Below are 18,583 nucleotides of genomic sequence, written 5' to 3'. Positions count from 1 at the left end.
GGTTCTCGCGCTCGAAGAGATAGGCGTGGAAGGCCTCGTCCGAGCCCTCGGGGCCCACACGGGTCAGATGCGCCTCGCCGCCGGGATGCAGTTCGGTCTCCTCGGCGGCGACGTGGCAGTAGGGGCAGGTCAGGAAGAGCATGGCGAGTCTCCGGAAGCCGGGGACCAAGGATTTTCGAAAATCCTTGGCAAAATTCTTCGAAGAATTTTGCGCGGGGCGGCGGCCATCAGTGCGCCACCCCCGCCGCCACCGACTCGTCGATGAAGCGGCCCTCGCGGAAGCGGCCCAGAGAGAACTCGGCGGCGAGGGGGCCGGGCTCGCCGCGCGCCATCAGCTCGGCCATGGCCCAGCCGGAGCCGGGGATCGCCTTGAAGCCTCCCGTGCCCCAGCCGCAGTTTATGAAGACGCCCTCGACCGGCGTCTTGGAGATGATGGGCGAGCGGTCGCCGGTCATGTCCACGATACCGCCCCACCAGCGCAGCATCTTGAGGCGCGAGAGCATCGGGAAGGTCTCGATCAGCGCGCGCACGGTTTCCTCGACGTGGTGGAAGCTGCCGCGCTGGGTGTAGTTGTTGTAGCCGTCCGCGCCGCCGCCGATCACCATCTCGCCCTTGTCGGACTGGCTCATGTAGCCGTGCACGGTGTTGGCCATCACGACCACGTCCATCACCGGCTTGATCGGCTCGGAGACGAGCGCCTGCAGGGCCACGCTTTCGATCGGCAGGCGGAAACCGGCCATCTCGGCCAGCCGCCCGGAGTGGCCCGCGACCACGATGCCGAGCTTGTCGCAGTCGATCGGCCCGCGGCTCGTGTCCACGCCGACGACGCGCCCGCCCTCGCGGCGGATGCCCGTCACCTCGCAGTTCTGGATCACGTGCATGCCCATGTCCGAGCAGGCCCGCGCGTAGCCCCAGGCCACCGCGTCGTGCCGCGCGGTGCCGGCGCGGGCCTGCCAGAGCGCGCCGAGCACCGGGTAGCGCGGCCCGTCGAGGCGGATGATCGGGCAGAGCTCCTTGACGCGCTTCGGCGGGATGAATTCGGTCGACACCCCCTGCAGCGCGTTGGCCTGCGCGGTGCGCAGGTAGCCGCGCACCTCGTGTTCGGTCTGCGCAAGCATCATGACGCCGCGGGGGCTGAACATGATGTTGTAGTTCAGCTCCTGGCTCAGCGTCTCGTAGAGGCTGCGCGCCTTCTCGTAGATCGCGGCCGAGGGGTCCTGCAGGTAGTTCGAGCGGATGATCGTCGTGTTGCGGCCGGTGTTGCCGCCGCCAAGCCAGCCCTTCTCGAGGATCGCCACGTTGCGGATGCCGTGGTTCTTTCCAAGGTAGTAGGCGGTGGCCAGCCCGTGGCCGCCCGCGCCCACGATGATCGCGTCGTAGCGCGGTTTCGGCTCGGGACTGGCCCAGGCCCGCTCCCACCCTGTGTGGTTGCGAAGGGCTTCGCGTGCGATGGCGAAGGCGGAGTAGCGTTTCATCAGGGCGTCTGTCCCGCGCGTGTCTCGGCCCGTCTTCTGGACCCTGACCGCGCATAGCCCGCGTCCCCAAGCGTCGCAATGCGCGCCGGTTGCGACATGGCGCCCGCGCAGACCGATTGGGGGTTTCGCGCGCGGCTTGCGCGGCTTAGATCGGGACCGGGCGAGGATGGCAGGAGGGCCCATGCTGTTCTGGATCATGGTTGTGGCGCTGGCGGCGGCGGTCGCGCTCATCCTGGGACTCGCGGCGCTCAAGGCGCGCGCGCAGGCGCAGGAGGCGGCGGATTACGACCTCAAGGTCTACCGCGACCAGCTCAGGGAGGTGGAGCGCGACCTTGCTCGCGGCGTGATCGGCGAAGAGGACGCGGAGCGGCTGCGCACGGAGGTGTCGCGCCGAATCCTGACCGCGGACGCCACCGCCAAAGCTGCCGCCCGCGGCGAGACGGCACAGCCGCCCTGGGCCGGCCCGACGCTGGCCGTCGCGGTGGCGCTGGTCGTCGTGGGCGGCGGGACGTGGCTTTACCTCGGGCTCGGGGCGCCGGGCTACAACGATCTCGCCCTCGCCGACCGGATCGCCCGGGTCGAGGAAGCCCGCCAGAATCGCCCGCGGCAGTCCGAAGCGGAGGCGGGGCTGCCCGCGATGCCGCCGGGGCCGCAGCCGGGCGAGGAATACCTGGAGCTGATGGACCGGCTGCGCGGATCGCTGGCGGAGCGTCCCGGCGACCTGCAGGGGCACATGCTGCTGGCCCGCAACGAGGCGGCGCTGGGCAACTTCAAGGCCGCCTACGAGGCGCAGGAGCGGGTGCTGGAAATCCGTGGCGACGAGGCCAACGCGCAGAACTACGCCGATTATGCCGAAATGCTGGTGCTGGCCGCAGGCGGATATGTCTCGCCCGAGGCGGAGGCGGCGCTGGCCGCTGCACTTGAACGCGACCCGCGCAACGCGGTGGCACGCTACTACATGGGCCTGATGTATGCGCAGGGCGGGCGCCCCGACCGGGCCTTCACCACCTGGGACAGGCTGCTGCGCGAAAGCCGCCCCGACGCACCCTGGGTCGAGCCGCTGCGCGCGCAGCTGCCCGAACTGGCCGCACAGGCCGGCCGCGTGAACTACGAACTGCCCGCCGCGCCCGCCCCCGCGCCTGCCTCCCCGCCCGCGTCGGGCCCGACGCGCGAGCAGATGGAAGCCGCAGAGGACATGAGTCCCGAGGACCGCATGGAGATGGTCCGCGGCATGGTGGACGGCCTGTCGACCCGGCTGGCCGAACAGGGCGGCACCGTGGAGGACTGGGCGCGGCTGATCGGCGCGCTGGGCGTGCTGGGCGAGACCGAGCAGGCGACCGCGATCCGCGACGAGGCGCTTCAGACCTTCGCCGGCAACGAGGCGGCACTGGACCTGATTCGCACCGCCGCCGAAGAGGCCGGGCTGGGCGGGTGATCCACGAGGCGATCGAGGACTTCGCGGCCGCCCTGCCCCGGATGGGCGCCCTTGCGGGCCTAGACCTTGGCACCAAGACCATCGGCATCGCCGTCTCGGACACGGCCCGCATGGTGGCCTCGCCGCTGACGACCATCCGCCGCACGAGGTTCACCGCGGACGCGGCAGAACTCGACCGGCTGCTGGAGAGTCGCGCGATCGTGGGCCTTGTCGTGGGGCTGCCGCGCAACATGGACGGCTCAGAGGGGCCGCGCGCGCAGTCCACCCGCGCCTTCGCCCGCAACCTGAACAGCCGCGCGCCCCTCGCCATCGCCTTCTGGGACGAGCGGCTGTCCACCGTGGCGGCCGAGCGCGCCCTGCTCGAGGCGGATACGACACGAAAACGTCGCGCAGAGGTGATCGACCACGTCGCTGCGTCCTATATCCTGCAGGGAGCGCTCGACCGGCTTCATCGGATCGCGCCGCAGACCGGAGGCAAGACATGAGGCAGTCGGCATGACAGGCGACATCTGGGCACGCGAGGAGGTCGAAAGCCCTTGCGTCAAGCTCTGCGTGATCCACCCGGAGGCGCGGATCTGCGCAGGCTGCTACCGCACGATCGACGAGATCACCGCCTGGTCGCGCCTGACGGGCGAGGACCGGCGGCGGATCATGGCCGAACTGCCTGAGCGCGCGCCGCTTCTTGCGCAGCGTCGGGGCGGTCGGGCACGCGGCCGCGCGCGGCGCGAGAGCTGAGGGCAAGCGACCCGGCGGTGCGCGGCAGACCGGCAAGCGCCAAGGTGCCGGACCTCTTCGTTACCTGCCCCGACAGGGTCGCGCGCAGCTCGAACGCGAAACGCGCCCCTCTCGGAGAGGACTGGACGCGGGCTAGAACCCAAGCGCCTTGCGCAGCATGTTGCCCGCCACCACCAGCAGGAAAAGCGCGAAGATGCGCCGCAGCGGCGTGGGGTCCATCGCATGGGCGATCCGCACGCCCAGCGGCGCGGTGACCAGCGTCATCGCGATCACGACCGCAAAGGCCGGCAGGTTCACCGCCCCCAGCGTGAAGGGCGGACGGGTCGCGGGGTCCACGGACAGCAGCAGGAAGCCCGCGACCCCCGGCACCGCGATCAGCATGCCGAAGCCGGCTGCCGTTGCGACAGCCCGGTGGATCGGCACGCCGTGCAGCGTCATCAGCGGCACGCCGAAGCTGCCGCCGCCGATGCCCATCAGCACGGACAGGAAGCCCACCCCCGGCGCATAGACGCCGCGGCGAAAGCCCCGCGGCATCGCCGGCGCGAGACGCCAGTGCGGCTTGCCGAGACCCAGGTAGAGCCCGATCGACAGCCCCAAAACACCGAAGACCCCCTGCAGCACGCTCGAGCGCAGCGAAGCGGCAAGCGCCACGCCCGCGATCGCGCCCAGCGCGATTCCCGGTGCCCAGCCCTTCAGGATCTCCCGGTCGACGGCGCCCTTGCGGTTGTGGCTTGTGACGGAGCGGGCGGAGGTGACGACAATCGTCGCGAGCGAGGTTCCGAGGCAGATCTGCATCAGCTGCGGGCCATCATAGCCCAGCGTCTGGAACGCGTAGAAGAAGGCCGGGACCAGCACGATTCCGCCACCGACGCCCAGCAGCCCCGCCAGCACGCCGGCCGCCGCCCCGATCACCAGCAGCAGCGCAAGCATCTGGGCAAGCAGAACCGGGTCGGGCATCGGGTCTCCGTGGGTCGGGATCGCGCGTCGGCGACTTAGACCCGGTTTCGCGCAGGATCACAATGCCCGGGGCAGGATGCACGGTGTCTGGAGGCACCGAAAGCCTCCTGCCTCGGGGCCTCCTGCCGGCCTTGCGTGCCGGCGCTGCGCTGCCGCCATCCGTCCCAAGCATTGCCGCTCCAGCCGCCGGCGCGCGCCCGTCTAGGCGCGCCGGACCTCCGCGGCGGGATCCGCGGGCGCCACCTGCGCAAGCGCGCGCTCGACCAGTTCCGGCCCCGCACCGGGCCGCGTGGCGCCCTCGGACAGCAGCTGCCGCCATCGCCGGGCGCCGGGACGCCCCGCAAACAGCCCCAGCATATGGCGCGTAACCTGGTGCAGGCGGCCGCCCTCGGCGAGATGGCGCTCGATGTAGGGGAGCATGGCCCGCGCCGCGGCCTCGGGCGTGATCACGCGATCCTCTCCATACAGCCGCGCATCGGCGGCGCCCAGGATGTCGAACGGCCGGTGATAGGCTGCGCGCCCTACCATGACGCCATCGAAGCCGTCCGCAAGAAAGCCCGCGACCGCGTCCAGCGACTCGACGCCGCCGTTGATCGAGATGGCAAGGTCCGGAAACTCCAAGCGCATGCGCCGCACGAGGTCGTGGTCGAGCGGTGGCACCTCGCGGTTCGCCTTCGGCGACAGGCCCTGCAGCCAGGCCTTGCGCGCGTGCACGATCACATGGCTCGCCCCGGCCGCACGCATTCGCGACAGGAAGTCGGGCAGCACCGCCTCGGGGTCCTGGTCGTCCACCCCGATGCGGCACTTGACGGTGACCGGCACGCTCACCGCCCCGCGCATCGCCGCCACGCAGTCCGCGACCAGCTCCGGACGGGTCATCAGAACAGCGCCGAAACAGCCCGACTGGACGCGGTCGGACGGGCAGCCGACGTTGAGATTGATCTCGTCGAAGCCCGCCTCTGCCCCCATCCGCGCAGCCTGCGCCAGTTCCGCAGGATCCGAACCGCCCAGTTGCAGCGCGACGGGATGCTCGGAAGGATCGTGCCGGAGCAGATGCACCGCCCCGCCCCGCACCAGCGCGGCAGAGGTCACCATCTCCGAATATAGCAACGCACGCCGCGAGAGCACCCTGTGGAAGACGCGACAGGCGCTGTCGGTCCAGTCCATCATGGGTGCCACGGCAAGCCGTGAAGCTGCGCCAATATTTGATTTATTTTCATTTTTCATCACGCCAGCCTCGATCGCAAGCCTTCGAGAACATCCGGTTTCGGCGGGTTATGACGGATTTTTCCGGCGTCTGCGAGCGGAGTTGCTACGGCGCAGCAACTCGAAGGGCGCGCACGTCCCGCGCTCGAAAGGCCCTCCAACGTCGTCGAAGCACAGAACCCGGACCAACCTACCGCTCGAAGTCCAGACTTCCAGCGCGAGGTTCGATTCCCCGGCGCCCGGAACTCCCCCGCCTTCGTTCGTGCGCCCGAGGGCAACGGCTGCGCGGAACGGTTCATCCTGGCACTGCAGGAGAACCTGCTCTGGGTGCGCCGGTTCGACACGATCCAGGACTTGCGCCAGCCCCTCCTGGAGGTCCAGACGGCCTACAACGAGCACTGGCGGATCGAGCGCCACGGACATCGCCCCACAGCCGCCATCCGACGAGAGCAAAACGTGAACATGCCGAACGCCGCTTAGCCCAAAATCCTGTCTCGAAACCGTGGACCGGTACACCGGCGGTGAAGGCAGACCTGCGCGAGAACTGACAGGCCCGGACCTGCGCCGCCGCCGAGGCCGCCATGAACACCTTCGCCGAGAAATCCGGCACGAAGTACGAGAAGGCCCTGACCTGCCTGACCAGGGACCGAGAGGCGCTGCTGGCGTTCTACGGCTTCCCGGCCGAGCACTGGATCACCTCCGCACCGGCAACCCAATCGAGAGCGTCTTCGCCACCGTCCGCCACAGAGCCGCCCGAACGAAGGGCACGCTCTCGCAGGAGGCGGCGAAGCTCATGGTCTTCGAGCTCGTTCAGGCGGCTGCGAAAACATGGCGCCGCCTGAAGGGCGCGAACCAGTTGCCTCAGGTCATCGAAGGCGTCACATTCACCGACGGCGTCGCCGCCTGCGACACCGAAACCCGTGCCGCCTGATCAGGCTGCGTCACCCGAATTCGGGGCATAGCTCGGAAGGCGGCGCAACACCCCGTACGGCGCGGCGCCTGACCCGGTCCATTCGTGGCAAAGCGGGCGAGTGGGCGGGTCGCTGACGGTCCGCTCCGTGTCAGGCAATCATCCGTTTGACCGTCAGTTCAGCGCCGACCAGACCTCGGTCCGCAACTCCGCTTCGGGCACCGCGGCGGGGTCGTCCACATAGACCTCCCAAGTCGGCGCGGAAAGCGTCAGGCCCCGCGAGTCGATCCAGCGCATCATCTCGTCGTAATCGTCGCGCAAGGTAGCGTAGGGGCCGACATGCACGAAGTGCAGCGCCTTGCCGCCCGGCGTGCGGTCGGCCTTCACCCCCGCCACGGTCCGTGCCGCATCCGACTCGGAGACGAACACCCCCGCGCGGAAGCGCATCTGCGCGGGATCGTAGTCGTGATAGACGGCAAGCGGCGGACCGGCAGGCGCGATCCCGTCACGCTGCATCGCGGCCATCACGGCGCCGAAAGCCTCGCCCATCGCGGCGGAGATCTCCGAAGGGTCCGTCCCGCAGCTGCCCTCGACATAAAGGTAGGGCCGCGGCTCGGCCTCGGTCACGGTGTAGTCCGGCATGAAGGTGCCTCCGCGTTTTGTCTGTCACGCGACAGTCTGGCCCGGTGGGCAGCCGGCGTCATTGTCCTTCGTCAAATGGCCCGACCGGCTGCATCGCCATTGCCGACCGCATCGCGCCGCACCATATTCGGCGCATGATCAAGATCACGCCGATCCTGCTTGCGGTGCTCTACGCGCTGGTGATGTATCGCTTTTCCGTCTGGCGGACGAAGCGCGAGCTGGACGAGCGGTCGACCGAGCTGGCCGATCCGCGGCTCAGGCGGATCACAGACCGCATGGCGCAGGCGCTGGATGTGGACCGCATCCGCGTGCACATCTACGAGATCGACCCGGTGAACGGCCTTGCCGCGCCGGACGGCCGCATCTTCATCACCCGCGGCTTCTACCGGAAATACCAGACCGGCGAGATCAGCGCCGAGGAGATGGCAAGCGTCATCGCGCACGAGCTGGGCCATGTCGCGCTGGGCCATGCCCGGCGGCGGATGATCGACTTTTCGGGGCAGAACGCGGTCAGGACGGCCCTGGCCATGGTTCTGTCGCGTTTTTTGCCGGGCATCGGCGTGTGGATCGCCAACGGCGTTGCGACCCTGCTGGCCGCGCGGCTTTCGCGTTCGGACGAATACGAGGCCGACGCCTATGCCGCCGCGCTGCTGACCAAGGCCGGCATCGGGATCGGACCGCAGAAGTCGATGTTCGAGAAACTGGAACAGCTGACCGCGGCGCGCGCGGGTGTGCTGCCTGCATGGCTGATGAGCCACCCCAAGACCGCGGACCGGATCGCGGCGCTCGAACGGCTCGAGGCGCGCTGGGCACGGCTGGGCACGCCGACCTGAGCCGATCCGGCAGCATCGCGCCACCCGGACCCGAGCATCCTGTTCCCGCCGACAGCGACCGCGACCGGCTTGTCCCTGTCAGCGCCGGTTCACGCGTCGGATAGCGCCTTGCCGAGCCGTGGCAGACGCGCCTTCTTGAGCAGGCGGCGCATCTCGAATGGGGCGCCCGCCAGCCTCCCGGCCTTCGCACGCACGGCTTCGGCGGCCTCTTCCACGATCTCCGGCGAGCCCTTCCAGAGCCCCAGCAGGAAGCCGTCCGGGTCGGCGCGGCTGAGCCCCTCCTCGGCCAGCACGCCGCGGGGAAAATCCTGCGCGTTGACAGTCACGATCACGTCGGCCGAGCCCGCGATCGCCGCGGCCAGCACATGCACGTCCGACGGGTCGGGCAGCCACAGCCGGCGCGCGAGCGACTCGGGCGGCGGCGGCAGCATCGCCTGCGGCCATTGGGCGGCGACCAGCGCGATCGCTCCCTGCGCGATGGTCCGCTCGGCCTCGCCCCGGCGGGCCGCCGCGCGCTCCCACTCGCGCAGGAGCCGCGCGGTCCACAGCGGCTGGAACCCGCCGCGCGCCGCCACCTCCAGCAGCATCTCGCGCATCACCGTGGGATAGAGCACACAGGCGTCGAGCAGCGCCTTCACAGCCGGAAGGCCAGCGTCTTGAGATAGCCGGTCTCGGCAAGTTGGGGATGTTGCGGATGATCCGGCCCCGCCCCGCCCGTGCGGATCAGCGCGCCGGCGCGCCCCGCCCGACCGATGCCGCGGATGCTGGCCTGCCGGAACTTCGCCAGGTCGGCGGCGTGCGAGCAGGAGCAGAGCATCAGGAAGCCGCCCTCCGCCACCAGCGGCGCGGCAAGGCGCGCCACCCGCTCGTAGGCGCGCAAGCCCTTTTCCAGCGCGGGCTTCGACGGCGCAAAGGCCGGCGGGTCGCAGACCACCAGGTCGAATCGCGCGCCCTCGGCTGCCAACGCCTCCATGACATCGAAGGCATCGCCACGGCGCGTGGCAAGGCGGTCAGCCACGCCCGACAGCGCCGCGCCCTTTTCTGCCATCGCCAGTGCGGGCGCCGAGCCGTCCACCGCCAGCGCACGCTCCGCCCCGCCCGCGAGCGCGGCGAGGGCAAAGCCGCCGACATGCGCGAAGACATCGAGCACGCGCCCGCCCCGACCAAGTCGCGCGGCGAAGGCGTGATTGGGCCGCTGATCGAAGTAGAGGCCGGTCTTCTGCCCGCCCGTCAGGTCGGCAAGATAGGTGGCGCCGTTCATCGGCACCGGCACGGGGCCATCCGGCGCCTGCCCGATCAGCACACCGCCTGCGTCGTCCAGCCCCTCGAGCGCGCGGGCGCGGCCGCCCGCGTTCTTGAGCACATGCGCAACGCCCGCGACCTCCGCGAGTGCCTGTGCCAAGGGCTCCAGCAGGCGTTCCGCCCAGGCCGCGTTGGGCTGGATCACCGCCGTTTCGCCGAAACGGTCGATCACCACGCCGGGCAGCCCGTCACCCTCTGCGTGCACGAGACGGTAGAAGGGGGCATCGTAGAGCCGCGCCCGCAGGTCCAGCGCCCGAGCCAGCCGCGCGCGCAGCCAGTCCCCGTCGATCTTCGCCGCCGGGTCGCGGTCCAGCACACGCGCCGCGATCTTCGAGGCCGGGTTGACCGCGACCGTCGCCAGCGCCGCCCGCCCGGCATCCTCCAGCGTGGCGACCGTGCCGGGGGCAAGCGCCTTCGTCCGCCGGTCAAGCACGAGATCGTCGGCGTAAACCCAGGGCGCGCCGTGACGGACGGCGCGCGCATCGGCGCGGGGCTTGAGGCGGATGATGGGGCGATCGGTGTCCATGCCTGCCCATAGCCGCAGGCGGGATCGAACGAAAGCCTCGATGAGGCGCGCGGCCCGGCGCGACCCGCCGCCGCGGTTGTTAGCGCTGACACTGGATGTTATCTTTGATGCCAGGAGGACGCCCATGCCCCTCGACGCCACCATCGCCCGCGTGACGGACACCATCGTGGCCCGCTCGTCCGACATGCGCCGCAACTACCTCGACCGGATGCGCCGCGCGGCCGAGGACGGACCGCGCCGCGCGCATCTGTCCTGCTCGAACCAGGCGCACGCCTACGCCGCCTCCGGCCCCGACAAGGAGACGCTGGCGGGCCATCGCGCGCCCAACCTCGGCATCGTGACCGCCTACAACGACATGCTCTCGGCGCATCAGCCGTTCGAGCGGTTTCCCGACCTGATCCGCGCCGCCGCGCGCAATGCGGGCGGCACCGCGCAGGTGGCCGGCGGCGTGCCCGCGATGTGCGACGGAGTCACGCAGGGGCAGGCGGGGATGGAGCTGTCGCTCTTCTCCCGCGACGTGATCGCGCTGGCCGCCGGGGTGGCGCTCAGCCACAACACCTTCGACGCCGCCGCCTATCTCGGCGTCTGCGACAAGATCGTGCCGGGGCTGGTGATCGCGGCGGCGACCTTCGGCCACCTGCCCACGGTCTTCATCCCCGCCGGCCCGATGACCAGCGGCCTGCCCAACGACGAGAAGGCGAAGGTGCGCCAGAAGTTCGCTACAGGCGAAGTGGACCGCGAGGCGCTGATGCGGGCCGAGATGGCGGCCTATCACGGCCCGGGCACCTGCACTTTCTACGGGACCGCGAATTCCAACCAGATGCTGATGGAGATCATGGGCCTGCACCTGCCGGGGGCGAGCTTCGTGAACCCCGGCACGCCGCTGCGCGACGCGCTGACCGCGGCTGCGGTGGAGCGGGTGCTGGGCCTGACGCAACTGGGCAACGCCTACACCCCCGCCTGCAGCATCCTGGACGAACGCGCCTTCGTCAACGGGATGGTGGGGCTGATGGCGACGGGCGGGTCCACCAACCTGGTGATCCACCTGCCCGCCATGGCGCGCGCGGCGGGCATCCTGCTGGAACCCGAGGATTTCGACGCGGTCTCCTCGGTCACGCCGCTGATGGCGCGGATCTATCCCAACGGGCTTGCCGACGTGAACCATTTCCACGCGGCGGGCGGCATGGGCTATCTGATCGGCGAGCTGCTGGAGGCGGGACTGCTGCACGGCGACGTCACGACCGTGGCCGGCCCGGGCCTTGCGCGCTACACCGAAGAGCCGAAGCTGTTCGAGGACGCGCTCGACTGGGTGCCCGGCCCGCGCGACAGCCTGAATGACCGCATCCTGCGCCCCCATGCCGAGCCCTTCCAGCCCACCGGCGGGCTGGCGCAGCTGCGCGGCAACCTGGGCGAGGGCGTCATCAAGACCTCTGCCGTGAAGGACGAGCACAGGGTGATCGAGGCACCCGCCCGCGTCTTCGACAGCCCCGATGCCGTGCTCGCCGCCTTCAAGGCGGGCGAGCTGACCGGGGACTGCGTGATCGTCCTGCGATTCCAGGGGCCGCAGGCCAACGGGATGCCGGAGCTGCACGGGCTGACGCCCGCGCTCTCCGTGCTGCTGGATCGCGGCCACCGGATCGCGCTGGTCACCGACGGGCGCATGTCCGGGGCAAGCGGCAAGGTGCCCGCCGCGATCCACCTCAGCCCCGAGGCGGCGGCGGGCGGCCCCCTCGCGCGGCTGCGCGACGGCGACCTGATCCGCCTCGACGCGCAGGCCGGCACGCTGGACACGACCGCCGATCTCGCGGCGCGCGACCCGGCCGCGCCCGATCTCTCGGCCAACCGCCACGGCACCGGCCGCGAACTCTTCCAGCTCTTCCGCGACCGCGTGGGCGAGGCGCGGCACGGCGCGGCCAGCCTTGTCTGAGCGGCCTTCCGCACGCGGCGCGCGCTCCGCGCCCTCCTTTCAATGGTCCCCAAATACCCCGGGGGTCCGGGGGCAGCGCCCCCGGCGCGCCGCAAGGCGCGCAGGCCCGTGACCTCCGCGGCCAACAGGCGACTGCGGGAACTCTGCGCCCGCGCGCCGGTGATCCCCGTGCTGGTGATCGAGGACGCGCGCCAGGCCGCACCGCTGGCCGAAGCGCTGGTGGCGGGCGGCCTGCCGGTGCTCGAGGTCACGCTGCGCACGGCTGCCGCGCTCGACGCGATCCGCGCAATGGCGCAGGTGCCGGGAGCAGAGGTGGGGGCCGGCACGGTGCTCGACGCGCGCGACGTCGCGGCCGCGCGGCAGGCGGGCGCGCGCTTTGCCGTCTCTCCCGGCGCCACGCCCGCGCTGCTCGACGCGGCAGAGGCCGAGGGCCTGCCGCTCCTGCCCGGCGCCGCGACCGCCTCCGAGGCGATGGCGCTCTTGGCGCGCGGCTTCGAGGTGGCGAAGTTCTTTCCCGCCGCACCGCTCGGCGGCCCGCAAGCCCTTGCCGCGCTGGGCGGCCCGCTGCCGCAGCTGGCGTGGTGCCCGACGGGCGGGATCGGTGCCGCGACCGCACCCGACTACCTGCTCCTGCCCAACGTGCTCTGCGTGGGCGGCAGCTGGGTCGCGCCGAAGGACCGTTTGGCGGCCGGCGACTGGGCGGCGGTCGAGGCGCTCGCCCGCGAGGCCGCCGCCCTTGGGAACGCCTGATACCGAAAGCGCCGCACCCTGCCAGCAAAGAGTGCAGCAGGCGCAGCGAGCCCCCGTCCCCGGTCCGCAAGGGCCAGCAAACGGTCGGGCGCGGCTTCATCCGCAGGATCGAGCCCCGGATACCGGACGCGCCCAGAGGTGAAACACACCGCCGAATCGCCCGTATCCGGGCAGGAACGGCAACGATGGCACTCGACGCCGCCGATCCAAACCACGATGTCACGCACGCGCCACGGACCGCGGCTCAGCCGCGCGAGCGGCCGCGCGCCCCGCCGCGGCGGCGCGGCACCAGCCCCTCGACCAGGCCCTCGCGCAGCACCTGCGTCATCGGGTGGCCCTCCGGCGCCTCGGCGTGCCGCGCCAGCAGCGCCTCGATCGCGCGCCGCGGATCTGCATCCGCGGGCAGCGACAGCGCCCAGTCCAGGAAGATCGACCGGCACTCGCCTTCCGTGATCCCCTCGATGCGATAGGCCTCGCGGATCAGGCCCTTGCGGTCCGGCTCGTCGGTCACGCCCCAGTGTCCTCCGCTTCCGGCAGCGCCGCGTCGATCACCGCCGCGGCGCGCCCCGTCACCTCGTCGAGCCTTCCGCGCAGCGCGCCCAGCCCCTCGATCCCCGTCAGCCGGGCGAGGAAGGCCGCACCGCCCTCGCCGATGCGGTCCTCTTCGAGCGGCCCCTCGCTCAGGAGCTTCGAGGCAAGCTGCACCTGCCAGAGCAGGCGTTCCGCCTCGGCCAGCGCCGCGTGACCCTCCGCGTCCAGAAGCCCTGCCCGCTCGGCCGCCGCGAGCCCGTTCGCGGCATTCTGCGAGGGTTCCGCGGCAAGCAGCGCGCCGGTCTGCGCCACGAGGTCGATATCCTGCAGCCGGCCGGCGCCAAGCTTGGCGTCCCACGGGCCCTCGGGGCTCTTGGCGGCGCGCACGCGGGCGCGCATCTTCGCCGCCTCGCGCAGCACCGTGTCGCGGTCCTCGCGTCCCAGCACGGTGCGGCGGAACCCCTCCACCTCCCCGGCCAGCGTCGCCTCGCCCGCGACCGCGCGGGCCCGCGTCAGCGCCAGGTGCTCCCAGACCCAGGCCTCGCCGCGCTGATACTCGATGAAGCTCTGCAGCGAGGCCGCGACCGGCCCCTGCTTGCCCGAGGGCCGCAGGCGCATGTCCACGTCATAGAGCCGCCCTTCGGCGGTCTGCGCGGTCATCGCGGTGACCAGCGCCTGCGTGAGCCGCGCGTAGTAGGCGCGCGCGGCAAGCGGGCGGCGCCCGTCGGACTGTTCGACCCCGTCCGCATCGTAGATCACGATCAGGTCCAGGTCCGAGACCGGGGTCATCCGCCGCGCGCCCAGCGAGCCCATGCCCAGCACCACCGCGCCGCGCCCCGGGGGATCCCCATGCTTGCGCGCGAACTCGGCCACCACGGCAGGCCAGAGCGCGCGCAGGCAGGCCTCAGCCAGGCCGGCGTAATGGCGCCCGGCCTCGGCGCAGCCGATCTGCCCGCGCAGCAGGTGCACGCCGATGCGGAAATGCACCTCCTTCGCCCAGCGGCGCGCGGTGTCGAGCCGGCGTTCGTAGTCCTCGGCCTGCGCAAGCTGTCGGTTCAGCGCCTCGGTCAGGGCAGTCGCATCGGGCAGCGGCTCGAAGAAATCCCCGGCAATCACCGCGTCGAACACCCCCGCATGGCGCGAGAGGTACCGCGCGAGTGCAGGCGCGGTGCCGGCGATGTCCACGACAAGGTCGATGAGCTGCGGATTGGCCTCGAACAGCGCGAAAAGCTGCACGCCCGCCGGCAGCCCGGCAAGGAAGCCGTCGAAGGCGGCCAGCGCCTCTTCGGGCCGCGCGGTGCGCGACAGCCGCGACAGGATATCCGGCTTCAGCCGCTCGAAGATCGCGACCGCGCGGCTGGACCTCAGCGCAGGATATGTCGGCCAGCGCGCCGTGATCGAGGCGTCGATCTCAGGCGTCTCCCGGCCGGGGGCCGCCGCATCCGGTGCGAAGAAATCCTCGGTCAGCGCGTGGACTTCGGTGAGCCGCTCGAAGAGGTCACGGCGCAGGCTCTCCTCCTCCACCCCCATGAAGGCGGCAAGCCGGGCAAAGCCCTCGTCGGAGCGGGGCAGGTTGTGCGTCTGCTGGTCGCGCAGCATCTGCACGCGGTGCTCGACCTCGCGGTGCGCGCGGTAATGCGCGACGAGCTTCTCCGCCGTCTCCTCGGGCACCCATCCCTTCTTCGCCAGCACGCGCAGCCCCTCGACCGTGCCGCGCAGGCGCAGGTCCGGGTCACGCCCCCCGGCGATGATCTGCCGCGTCTGGGTGAAGAACTCGATCTCGCGGATCCCGCCGCGGCCCAGCTTCATGTCGTGCCCGGGCAGGGTGATCGGCCCGAACAGCCCCTTGTGCTCGCGGATGGCCAGGCGCATCGCGTGGGCGTCCTCGATCGCCACGAAATCGAGGTGCCGGCGCCAGACGAAGGGGCGCAGCGTCTCGAGAAACCGCGCGCCCGCGTCCAGATCGCCCGCGCAGGGCCGCGCCTTGACATAGGCCGCGCGCTCCCACGTCCGGCCAAGGCTTTCGTAATAGCTTTCCGCAACGCCCATGCCCAGGATCACGGGCGTCACCGAAGGGTCCGGGCGCAGCCGCAGGTCGGTGCGAAAGACGTAGCCCTCCGCCGTCTGCTCGGCCAGCAGCGCGGTCATCTTCCGCACCGCGCGCACCAGCCCGGCGCGCGCCTCCGGTGCCTCGCCGTTGTCGTAGCGCCCCTCGTCGAAGAGACAGATCAGGTCGATGTCCGAGGAATAGTTGAGCTCGTGCGCCCCCATCTTGCCCATCGCCAGCGCGAAGGCGCCGCAGCCGGTGTCGAGGTCGGCCTCTTCCATCCCCGGCAGCCGGTTGCGCCTGAGTTCGGCGGCGAGCCCCGCGCGCAGGCCCAGGCCCACGGCATGATCGGCGAAACGGGTGAGCGTGCCGGTCACCTCCTCCAGGGCCCAGGCGCCGGCGAGATCGCAGAGCGCGACGGCGAGCGCCACGCGCCGCTTGGCGCGGCGCAGTTCGTCGGCCAGCCTGTCCGGGGGCACCTCTGCCACGCGGGCCATCTCGGCCTCGACCGCGCCCTCGGGGTCGTCGAAGACCGCGGGCAGCCAGTCGCCCTCCTTCTGGATCAGGCTCAGCAGATGCGGACTGCATCCCCCTGCCCCCTCGATCAGCCGGCCCAGGTCGCCCGCGGCCTCGGGACAGGCGGCGCGTGCCTCGGCCCCACGGTCGGGCTCGAAGGCGTGCGGCAGGCGGGTGACGCGGCGGGCAAGCTCCATGGCGGCGAGATGTGCATGCACGCGCCTCCGCGTCAATCCGCGCGGCCTGCAGCGGGGGCTTGCCCTGCGGCGCGCGGCGCCTTTCACTGCAGGCAGCGACGGAGGGCGGAATGAGCAAGAGCGTGAAGCGCGTGCGCGCGGCACTGGAGGCAGCCGGGATCGTGCCGGACATCCGCGAGCTGGGCGAAACGCGAACGGCAGAGCAGGCGGCGGCGGCGGTGGGCTGCACCCTCGACCAGATCGTGAAGTCGATCATCTTCCGCGGCGAGACGGGCGGTCACGCGCTGCTGTTCCTGACCGCGGGCGGCAACCGGGTCGATCCCGCCAGGGCCGCGGCGGTCGCGGGCGAGCCGCTGGGCAAGGCCGACGCCGCGCTGGTGCGGGCCGAGACCGGCTTTGCCATCGGCGGCGTGGCGCCCATCGGCCACCTGACCCCGGTGCGCAGCTGGTTCGACCCGCGGCTGCTGGACTTCGAAGAGGTCTGGGCGGCCGGGGGAACCCCGCGCCACGTCTTTCCGATCGCGCCCCGGCGGCTGCTTGACCTGACCGGGGCGGAGCCCGCCGATTTCATCGCGGATGCGTGATTTTCAACTTGAGTTTCAGAGCGATGGCCGAAAAATGTGAAAAAGCTTTACATCGCCCCTTGCGGCGGGGCCACAGGCTTCCGATCTCAGCGATGTGAAAGGCATTCACATCTAACAGTGGAGAGACGCATGACACCCGCCGCAACCGACACGATGGAGCGCGTGGTTCCCCCCGGCCCGATGGGGTGGTTCGCCCGCGCCGAGGCATGGCTCGACGACAAGGGCAAGGGCGCCTGGATCGCCGTCATGGTCCTTGGCTTCGTGTTCTTCTGGCCCGTGGGCCTTGCCCTTCTCGCCTACATGATCTGGAGCAAGCGCATGTTCTCGAAATCAGGCCGCACCCGCACCGCCCGCTACGGCATGACCGCGATGAAGCCCTCGGGCAACAGCGCCTTCGACGCCTACAAGCAGGAGACGCTGCGCCGGCTCGAGGAGGAGCAGCACGCCTTCGAGAGCTTCCTCGAACGGCTGCGCGCCGCCAAGGACAAGGCGGAGTTCGACCAGTTCATGGACGAACGCGCGCGGAAGGCGGCCGAGGCCCGCGCGACCGAGGACTGAACCCAACCCCGGACCACCGCCGCCCGTGCCGGGCGGCGGTGCCCCCTTCCCGCGACAGAAAGCGCAAAGATGCACAGCTACGACGCCCTCCTACTTCCCGACCCCGAGCGGCAGCCGGAATTCTACGCCGACGTGCCGGTCAAGCGCCTGCTGGCCTGGATTGTCGACATCGTTCTGGTCGCGGTCCTGTGCCTGCTGGCGCTGCCCTTCACCGCTTTCACCGGCATCTTCTTCTTTCCCTTCCTGATGCTGGTGGTGGGCCTGATCTACCGCACGCTCACCATCGCGGGCGGATCGGCCACATGGGGCATGCGGCTGATGTCGATCGAGCTGCGCGACCGTCGCGGCGAGCGGCTGGATTTCGGGCAGGCGCTCATGCACACGCTGGGCTACTCGGTCTCGCTGGCCTTTCCGCTGCTGCAGGCGATCTCGATCGTGCTGATGCTGACGGGCGAGCGCCGGCAGGGCCTGACCGACCTGGTGCTGGGAACCGTGATGCTGAACCGGCGCGCCTGAGGGGGGCGCCGCAACCCGCCCCGGGGCCTCTTGGCCGGCGCCCAAGGGCTTGTTATCGTTCCGGCGCAAGAATAGCTGGCACGGGCATGAGACACACCCTTCCGATCGCGCCGCAGTTCTACGTGACGGCCCCGCAGCCCTGCCCCTATCTCGAGGGCCGGATGGAGCGGAAGCTGTTTACCGCGCTCCAGGGGGAGAGCGCGGAGGCGCTGAACGACACCCTGTCGAAACAGGGCTTTCGCCGGTCGCAGAACGTGCTCTACAGGCCGTCCTGCTCTGACTGCTCGGCCTGCCTGTCGGCGCGAATCGACGTCAGCGCCTTCCGCCCGTCGAAGAGCCAGCGTCGCACGATGAAGCGCAACGAGGGGCTGGTGCGCCGCGCGACCTCGCCCTGGGCAACGGAAGAGCAATACGCGCTCTTTCGCCGCTACCTCGACAGCCGCCATTCCGACGGCGGCATGGCCGACATGGACGTCTTCGAGTTCGCCGCGATGATCGAGGAGACGCCGGTGCGCTCGCGGGTGATCGAATACTCGCAGCGCGACACAGGCGAACTGGTGGCCGTCTGCCTGAGCGACATGCTCGAGGACGGGGTGAGCATGGTCTATTCCTTCTACGCCCCCGACCGGGCCAAGGACAGCCTTGGCACCTATGTGATCCTCGATCACGTCCGGATCGCGCGCGAGGCGGGTCTTCCTTACGTCTATCTCGGCTACTGGGTGCCGGGCAGCCCCAAGATGGGCTACAAGGCAAAGTTCTCGGGCCTCGAGGTCCATGCCAAGGGGGAATGGCAGCGGATGCGCGACCCGCGCGACTATCACACCGAACTGCACCCGCTTTCCACCGATCCGATCGCCGAGCAGGTGGCCAACATCACCCTGCCCGGCGCGCGGCCCGCGCGGGGATGAAGCGCGCAGCCCGGGCACGTCAGGGGAC

General features: G+C 70.8%; 19 protein-coding genes and 2 pseudogenes. 12 read left to right on the top strand and 9 right to left on the bottom strand.

Annotated elements, in window-relative coordinates:
• On the bottom strand, positions 1-142 hold a 142-nt coding region (locus tag ACLFOB_RS08740; RefSeq protein ID WP_410925831.1), incomplete at its 3' end, for a sarcosine oxidase subunit delta.
• An 85-nt stretch (positions 143-227) separates the two neighbouring features.
• A complete protein-coding gene (locus ACLFOB_RS08735; RefSeq protein WP_410917706.1) occupies positions 228-1,475 on the bottom strand; it encodes a sarcosine oxidase subunit beta family protein in 1,248 nt (415 codons plus the stop codon).
• Between the two features lie 181 nt (positions 1,476-1,656).
• On the opposite strand from ACLFOB_RS08735, the gene ccmI reads away from it, so the two are divergent.
• The 3 genes from ccmI to ACLFOB_RS08720 are packed head-to-tail and all read left to right on the top strand — an operon-like array spanning position 1,657 to position 3,645.
• Positions 1,657-2,910, top strand: coding sequence for a c-type cytochrome biogenesis protein CcmI (ccmI, locus tag ACLFOB_RS08730; protein ID WP_410925829.1), 1,254 nt, complete (start codon positions 1,657-1,659; stop codon positions 2,908-2,910).
• Positions 2,907-3,395, top strand: a complete 489-nt coding sequence (ruvX, locus tag ACLFOB_RS08725) for a Holliday junction resolvase RuvX (RefSeq protein ID WP_410925828.1) — start codon at positions 2,907-2,909, stop codon at positions 3,393-3,395. The genes ccmI and ruvX overlap by 4 nt, the downstream gene beginning before the upstream one ends.
• Positions 3,396-3,405: 10 nt before the next feature.
• On the top strand, positions 3,406-3,645 hold the full coding sequence (locus tag ACLFOB_RS08720; protein ID WP_410917703.1) for a DUF1289 domain-containing protein: 240 nt from the start codon (positions 3,406-3,408) through the stop codon (positions 3,643-3,645).
• A gap of 132 nt (positions 3,646-3,777) precedes the next feature.
• Here the strand turns inward: ACLFOB_RS08720 and ACLFOB_RS08715 are convergent, their stop codons facing one another.
• Complete coding sequence (locus ACLFOB_RS08715) at positions 3,778-4,602, bottom strand: sulfite exporter TauE/SafE family protein (RefSeq protein WP_410917702.1); 825 nt, start codon at positions 4,600-4,602, stop codon at positions 3,778-3,780.
• A gap of 201 nt (positions 4,603-4,803) precedes the next feature.
• Positions 4,804-5,829, bottom strand: a complete 1,026-nt coding sequence (gene dusA, locus ACLFOB_RS08710; protein ID WP_410917701.1) for a tRNA dihydrouridine(20/20a) synthase DusA — start codon at positions 5,827-5,829, stop codon at positions 4,804-4,806.
• 180 nt (positions 5,830-6,009) lie between these two features.
• On the opposite strand from dusA, the pseudogene ACLFOB_RS08705 reads away from it, so the two are divergent.
• Together ACLFOB_RS08705 and ACLFOB_RS08700 are read left to right on the top strand one after the other, a co-directional pair.
• Positions 6,010-6,288: pseudogene (locus ACLFOB_RS08705) on the top strand (IS3 family transposase); the annotation flags it as partial.
• Positions 6,289-6,326: 38 nt separating this feature from the next.
• Positions 6,327-6,739: pseudogene (locus tag ACLFOB_RS08700) on the top strand (transposase); the annotation flags it as partial.
• Positions 6,740-6,892: 153 nt separating this feature from the next.
• On the opposite strand, the gene ACLFOB_RS08695 reads toward ACLFOB_RS08700, so the two are convergent.
• Entirely contained in the window at positions 6,893-7,360 is a 468-nt protein-coding gene (locus ACLFOB_RS08695; protein ID WP_410925827.1) for a GyrI-like domain-containing protein, read from the bottom strand.
• A 134-nt stretch (positions 7,361-7,494) separates the two neighbouring features.
• Here ACLFOB_RS08695 and ACLFOB_RS08690 point away from each other — a divergent pair, with 134 nt between their 5' ends.
• Positions 7,495-8,193, top strand: a complete 699-nt coding sequence (locus ACLFOB_RS08690) for a M48 family metalloprotease (protein ID WP_410917734.1) — start codon at positions 7,495-7,497, stop codon at positions 8,191-8,193.
• A gap of 89 nt (positions 8,194-8,282) precedes the next feature.
• Here the strand turns inward: ACLFOB_RS08690 and ACLFOB_RS08685 are convergent, their stop codons facing one another.
• Both ACLFOB_RS08685 and ACLFOB_RS08680 read right to left on the bottom strand, forming a co-directional pair.
• Positions 8,283-8,831, bottom strand: a complete 549-nt coding sequence (locus tag ACLFOB_RS08685) for an RSP_2648 family PIN domain-containing protein (protein ID WP_410925826.1) — start codon at positions 8,829-8,831, stop codon at positions 8,283-8,285.
• Entirely contained in the window at positions 8,828-10,021 is a 1,194-nt protein-coding gene (locus tag ACLFOB_RS08680) for an RSP_2647 family RNA methyltransferase (protein WP_410925825.1), read from the bottom strand. Before ACLFOB_RS08680 ends, ACLFOB_RS08685 begins: the two co-directional genes overlap by 4 nt.
• Before the next feature lie 124 nt (positions 10,022-10,145).
• Between ACLFOB_RS08680 and edd the strand changes: the two genes are divergently transcribed.
• Together edd and eda are read left to right on the top strand one after the other, a co-directional pair.
• Complete coding sequence (edd, locus tag ACLFOB_RS08675) at positions 10,146-11,948, top strand: phosphogluconate dehydratase (protein WP_410925824.1); 1,803 nt, start codon at positions 10,146-10,148, stop codon at positions 11,946-11,948.
• Between the two features lie 108 nt (positions 11,949-12,056).
• A complete protein-coding gene (eda, locus tag ACLFOB_RS08670; RefSeq protein WP_410925823.1) occupies positions 12,057-12,698 on the top strand; it encodes a bifunctional 4-hydroxy-2-oxoglutarate aldolase/2-dehydro-3-deoxy-phosphogluconate aldolase in 642 nt (213 codons plus the stop codon).
• 244 nt (positions 12,699-12,942) lie between these two features.
• On the opposite strand, the gene ACLFOB_RS08665 is transcribed toward eda, so the two are convergent.
• Together ACLFOB_RS08665 and ACLFOB_RS08660 are read right to left on the bottom strand one after the other, a co-directional pair.
• Positions 12,943-13,209: a hypothetical protein gene (locus ACLFOB_RS08665; protein ID WP_410925822.1), complete on the bottom strand. Its 267-nt coding sequence runs from the start codon at positions 13,207-13,209 to the stop codon at positions 12,943-12,945.
• A complete protein-coding gene (locus ACLFOB_RS08660; RefSeq protein WP_410925830.1) occupies positions 13,206-15,989 on the bottom strand; it encodes a glutamine-synthetase adenylyltransferase in 2,784 nt (927 codons plus the stop codon). The genes ACLFOB_RS08665 and ACLFOB_RS08660 overlap by 4 nt, the downstream gene beginning before the upstream one ends.
• A gap of 110 nt (positions 15,990-16,099) precedes the next feature.
• Here ACLFOB_RS08660 and ACLFOB_RS08655 point away from each other — a divergent pair, with 110 nt between their 5' ends.
• The 4 genes from ACLFOB_RS08655 (at position 16,100) to ACLFOB_RS08640 (ending at position 18,555) form a co-directional block, all read left to right on the top strand.
• The gene (locus ACLFOB_RS08655) at positions 16,100-16,573 is read left to right on the top strand and encodes a YbaK/EbsC family protein (RefSeq protein WP_410918394.1); all 474 of its coding nucleotides are present in this window, start codon (positions 16,100-16,102) and stop codon (positions 16,571-16,573) included.
• A gap of 129 nt (positions 16,574-16,702) precedes the next feature.
• The gene (locus ACLFOB_RS08650; RefSeq protein WP_410918393.1) at positions 16,703-17,131 is read left to right on the top strand and encodes a DUF2852 domain-containing protein; all 429 of its coding nucleotides are present in this window, start codon (positions 16,703-16,705) and stop codon (positions 17,129-17,131) included.
• Positions 17,132-17,200: 69 nt separating this feature from the next.
• A complete protein-coding gene (locus ACLFOB_RS08645) occupies positions 17,201-17,647 on the top strand; it encodes an RDD family protein (protein ID WP_410925821.1) in 447 nt (148 codons plus the stop codon).
• 86 nt (positions 17,648-17,733) lie between these two features.
• Entirely contained in the window at positions 17,734-18,555 is an 822-nt protein-coding gene (locus tag ACLFOB_RS08640; protein WP_410916710.1) for an arginyltransferase, read from the top strand.
• The last annotated feature ends 28 nt before the right edge of the window (positions 18,556-18,583 follow it).

This window comes from Rhodosalinus sp. (assembly GCF_046542825.1).
Taxonomy (GTDB): Bacteria; Pseudomonadota; Alphaproteobacteria; order Rhodobacterales; family Rhodobacteraceae; genus Rhodosalinus.
Note: the sequence above shows the minus strand (reverse complement) of the source record. Positions and strands in the feature narration are given on the sequence as shown.